Raw genomic sequence first — 3,377 nt, 5'->3', positions numbered from 1 at the left:
GAGAAGTTAGGTTAATTGATGAACCAGTAGCAGCAGCCATTGGTGCTGGATTACCTGTAGCAGAACCAACCGGTAACATGATTATTGATATCGGTGGAGGCACCACTGAGGTAGCAGTTCTCAGTTTGCAGGGAACAGTTCTAAGTGAATCAGTGCGTGTGGCGGGAGATGAACTGAGTGAAGCGATTACTCAGTATATGAAAAAAGTCCATAACCTAGTGATTGGGGAACGGACAGCAGAAGACATCAAAATCCGCATTGGCTCAGCCTATCCAACACCTGAGGATAATGAAGCTGCCATGGAGGTGCGAGGATTACACTTGCTGTCTGGCTTACCACGAACTGTCACGATCAAACGACCAGAGATTCGTGAAAGTATGGCAGAACCCCTTTCTGTTATTGTTGATGCTGTTAAGCGCACTCTAGAACGGACTCCCCCCGAGCTAGCGGCTGATATTATTGATAGAGGTATTATGCTGGCGGGTGGTGGTGCTTTATTGAAAGGATTAGATACACTTATTAGTCATGAAAGTGGCATTGTCACCCATGTGGCAGCTGATCCCCTCAGCTGTGTTGTTTTGGGAACTGGTCGAGTATTAGAGAACTACAAACAGTTAGAGCGGGTGTTTAGTGGGCGTTCCCGTAATATGTAGTGGTCAGCTATTAAACATCAACCTTAAAGAGTATTTTTCTTAAATATATGAAGAGTGTAGATTGAGTGTGGCTAGTGTAAAAACTTACTGGTTAGCCAAAATCTGACTATTTTATGGATAGGCTATGTACATGCTGCGTCGCTGGTGGGGGAGACATGGAGTAGCAATTATGCTGGGGAGTCTTACCCTCATTGCTGCTTGGTTACTTAGAAGAACTCAGGGTGCAACAATTTTTGAAATCTATCAATTGATAAGCCGCCCTTTTCAATCGCTACCTGCTAAAGAAGAAAGCCTCTCTAATGCGCGGACACTGGAACTACAACAGCAGGTAGAGGAACTCAAAACTCAAAACCAGAAGCTAAAAGAGCTGTTAGGTTATAAAAAAACCCAGAATAAACTAAGAATTGTTGCGCCTGTTGTGGGACGTAGCGCTGATAGTTGGTGGCAAGAAATCATTCTGGGAAGAGGGAGTGAAGCTGGGATCAAAAAGGGCTTCGTTGTTATGGCACCTGGGGGTGTAGTGGGTAGAGTCGTTAGCGTGACACCCCACACCAGTCGTGCTTTGCTGATCAGTGACCCCACTAGTAAGGTAGGTGCCGTGATCAGCCGTAGCCGTAGCATGGGTTTTTTGGGTGGACAAGGAACTAATCGGGCAATAATGCAGTTTTTTGATAAACTGCCAAACGTGCGTCCTGGTGATGCTGTGGCTACCTCCAGTGTCAGCCAGCTTTTCCCAGCTGGTTTACCCCTAGGACGTGTAGAGTCTGTTATTCTTGACAAAAGTCCAGCGCCAGAAGCGATTATTGAGCTGACAGCCCCGATGAGTTATCTGGAGTGGGTGATTATTCATCCAAATGACCCATGACCTATGACTAATGAAGCATGACTAATTAACCATGACCAACACGTCTGAGTTTTCTATTTGGGTTCGTCGCACAATCAATTGGGCAGTGACTGTTAGTTCAGTTATCCTCTGCTCAATATTATTACTGACACGTTTACCGGGAATGGAATTACTGGGAATTGCTCCCAACTGGCTGTTGATTTGGGTTGTGGCCTGGAGCATTAAACGCACAGCGTTTCAAGGAGCATTTGCAGGGTTGGTATTGGGATTAGTGCAAGATGGTATGACATTCCCTGAGCCTACCCATGTCTATAGCCTTGCCATCGTGGGGGTCTTGACTGCTCTAATTCAAAAGCAACGGTATATTCAGGAAGATTTTATTTCAGTAGCTTTAATTGTCTTTGGCATGGCGATTGTTGGGGAAACAGTGACTGCTATTCAGCATAGTTTTCAAGGCTCTCGCCAATTAGCACAAATCTGGACAGACCATCAGCGTATTGCCATCTGTTCTGCCATTCTCAGTAGTCTTTGGGCACCAGTCGTCTACTATCCACTCAATCGATGGTGGCAGTGGTGCAATTCAATGGAGCAATCCTAATGCTTTTTTACATAGCAAGTTCCGTAGAGCCAACAGCTCTAGAAATTTCTAATAGATAAGAGGTGGCAGAAAGTAGGTCGCTACAGATATGAGTGGGTTCAAACCGCTTGAGATATGATTCAGAACGAATGCCACAGGTAAGAGCTATGGTCGGAATTGAGAGGGCTTGTCCTGCGAGAATATCGGCTTCTGTATCACCAATCATCCAAGCAGATACGGACGGTTCAGCCAGCGGAGATTGTTCGGTATAAGATGAAGTACTATGCTCAGACAGTGCTTGTTGGAGAAGTTCCTGTTTGACCTGAGCATAGTTTTGATAAGCATGGTGGTTTTCTCTTGTCCCATAAATGCCGCTAAAAAGACGAGTTAAACCGTAATTTCTCAATATCTGTTTGACCTGGGATGTGCAACGCAATGTCACCAGAACGAGTCGGATGCCATAAGAATGCAGCAGAGCTAAGGCCCAGTTTACGTTTGGTTGCAGCTGATCTTTGTTCAATAAGGCAGATTGATTCACAATCTTGATCACACGCCCCAAGAAGAAATCGATTTGCTCCCCTCGTAACCCTGAGCGCATAGCAATTTCCTGGTCAGGGATGCGTTCTTGCTTCATTTGCCAGAACTGCTGTTTACTCATGGTCTGGATCGGTAAGGTTATACCTTGAGCTTGGTAGAACCCTTGAGTATCGGTTAGTGCTAGCTGGTAGGTGGTGTAGTAGCGATTGGAAACATCAACAATGGGACCGTCAAAATCACAGAATACGGTCAGTTGTTGCAAGTAGGGGACTGTATTTTGAGGCAGGTAAAATCGGGATAATTGCCTGTCTGGGGCAGCAACACAGTTCATAGATTAGTTCTGGGCTGGGCTGGGCTTTTTGACATACTTCTTTACAATTTACCAGCTTTAGTGTAGATTGCCACCTGCTTGAGGGGACATTGATACCATTTTGTATTCTTTGAGGTAACTATGTTAAAGGTTGACGGTTGACGGTTGATAGTTTAATTTTAACTATAAATAGTTAAATAAATAAAGCTAACTTTTTGCCTAAGGAACTGGAGCAGCACTTAGACAAAATTAGGCAACAATTGCATTCCATGACAGCCAATTTATACTAGGATATAGAAAAAAACCTATATATATATTGATCTGTTTAATCCTGCTGTTGAGCTACTAGGGGCGTAATGAGCGAAAATATTGCTTTGAGTAGATTAATTCAAGACCCCCATCCTAATATTGGGATAAGACCACTATCTCTTTGTAGCTAGGCATGAGCTACTGTAT

Annotated in this window: 4 protein-coding genes; 3 read left to right on the top strand and 1 reads right to left on the bottom strand. The window is 44.3% G+C overall.

The genetic code is table 11. The annotated features are described in order from the left end of the window. The 3 genes from mreB to mreD form a co-directional block, all read left to right on the top strand. A partial coding sequence (mreB, locus tag F6K51_RS35635) for a rod shape-determining protein MreB (RefSeq protein WP_293030482.1) occupies nucleotides 1-653 on the top strand: 653 nt, incomplete at its 5' end. Between the two features lie 130 nt (nucleotides 654-783). Continuing rightward, nucleotides 784-1,518, top strand: a complete 735-nt coding sequence (gene mreC, locus F6K51_RS35630; RefSeq protein WP_364304417.1) for a rod shape-determining protein MreC — start codon at nucleotides 784-786, stop codon at nucleotides 1,516-1,518. Nucleotides 1,519-1,549: 31 nt separating this feature from the next. Beyond that, nucleotides 1,550-2,095 carry a rod shape-determining protein MreD gene (mreD, locus tag F6K51_RS35625; RefSeq protein ID WP_293030476.1) on the top strand — a complete coding sequence of 182 codons (546 nt, stop codon included), beginning with the start codon at nucleotides 1,550-1,552 and terminating at the stop codon, nucleotides 2,093-2,095. Between the two features lie 7 nt (nucleotides 2,096-2,102). Here the strand turns inward: mreD and F6K51_RS35620 are convergent, their stop codons facing one another. Next, on the bottom strand, nucleotides 2,103-2,942 hold the full coding sequence (locus F6K51_RS35620) for an HAD hydrolase-like protein (protein ID WP_293030473.1): 840 nt from the start codon (nucleotides 2,940-2,942) through the stop codon (nucleotides 2,103-2,105). Between the last annotated feature and the right edge of the window lie 435 nt (nucleotides 2,943-3,377).

Origin of the sequence: Moorena sp. SIO3I8 (assembly GCF_010692325.1) — a bacterium.
GTDB lineage: Bacteria > Cyanobacteriota > Cyanobacteriia > Cyanobacteriales > Coleofasciculaceae > Moorena.
This window is presented reverse-complemented; position numbering and strand designations above follow the sequence as displayed.